We start from the raw sequence: 1241 nt of genomic DNA on the forward strand, positions 1-1241 counted from the left end.
GAGATAATATATGGGATTGAAGATGCTTCGGATATTTTGCCAATGTGGGTAGCAGACATGGATTTTGCAGCTCCTCAAGCCGTCATTGATGCACTTCAAGATCGACTCAAACACCCGGTCTTTGGCTACTCCTACATGTGTGAAGGATGTAGAACTGCCGTGCAAAATTGGTTGCTTCAACGCCACGGATGGCAAACACAAAGTGAATGGATGCTTTTTCATCACGGTGTAGTTCCTGCCATAGCGACAGTAATTGAAACATTCACTAAAAAAGGAGACAGCATCCTGATCTCATCTCCTGTCTATCCCCCGTTTTTCTCAATTCCCGAAAAACAAGGAAGACAACTTGTTGAGAATTTCCTAATTGAAAAAAATGGCGTTTATGAATTTGATTTGGATAGTTTTGAAAACCAGTTGGCTCAAGGCGTGAAACTTTACATTTTATGTAATCCCCACAATCCTGGTGGTATGGTGTGGTCAAAAGAAACTTTAGAAGAAATCGTTCGGTTGTGTGCTAAATATGATACCTTGATTTTATCTGATGAAATACATAGTGACCTGGTTTTTGCTCCACATCGACATATCCCACTTGTTACAGTTGCAAATGGTGAAGAACATCGCATTATTACTTGTGTTGCTCCCACAAAAACCTTTAACTTGGCTGGTATACAAGCTGCCGTCATGATTGTGACAGACGAAGAGAAACGGGAAAAACTAAAAGAAAACGCGCTTGCTCATGGCCAAATGGAATTGAGTCCATTTGCGGCAACTGCTTTAACAGCCGCTTACGAACATGGTGAACCTTGGTTAGAAGAATTGCTGACTGTCTTTTCTTCACATATGGACTATGCCATTGCTGAAATAACCAAAGCTGTTCCTGCCGTGAAAATTGCTAAGCCGAATGGAACATACCTGTTATGGATCGATACTCGCGATACCGGTCTATCTGAAAAAGAGATCATGAATTTACTGTTGACCAAAGGAAAGCTTGCTTTGGAACCTGGTTCTAAATATGGACAAGCCGGAACAGGCTTCTTCAGAATGAATGTCGCTTGTCCTCGCTCGATTCTTAATGATGGGGTTGACCGTTTTATAAAGGCTTTAACTTAAACTAAATTTAATTACTCTGTTAAAACCGTTTGTTTTTTAACGTACATTTTGCGCTGGTCGCACGTTCTGCATGAGCCAACTAGTATGAAAATCACATACTTGTTGGTATCACATGAAAGTTAACACATAGC

The 1241-nt window shown here is 40.7% G+C and carries 1 protein-coding gene; it reads left to right on the top strand.

Features of this window, described 5'->3' with window-relative positions; translation table 11 throughout:
- On the top strand, window positions 1-1110 hold a 1110-nt coding region (locus AC1DSB_RS19550), incomplete at its 5' end, for a MalY/PatB family protein (protein WP_477587446.1).
- Window positions 1111-1241 lie beyond the last annotated feature (131 nt).

It is taken from the genome of Paenisporosarcina sp. P4_E4_2 (assembly GCF_056401595.1).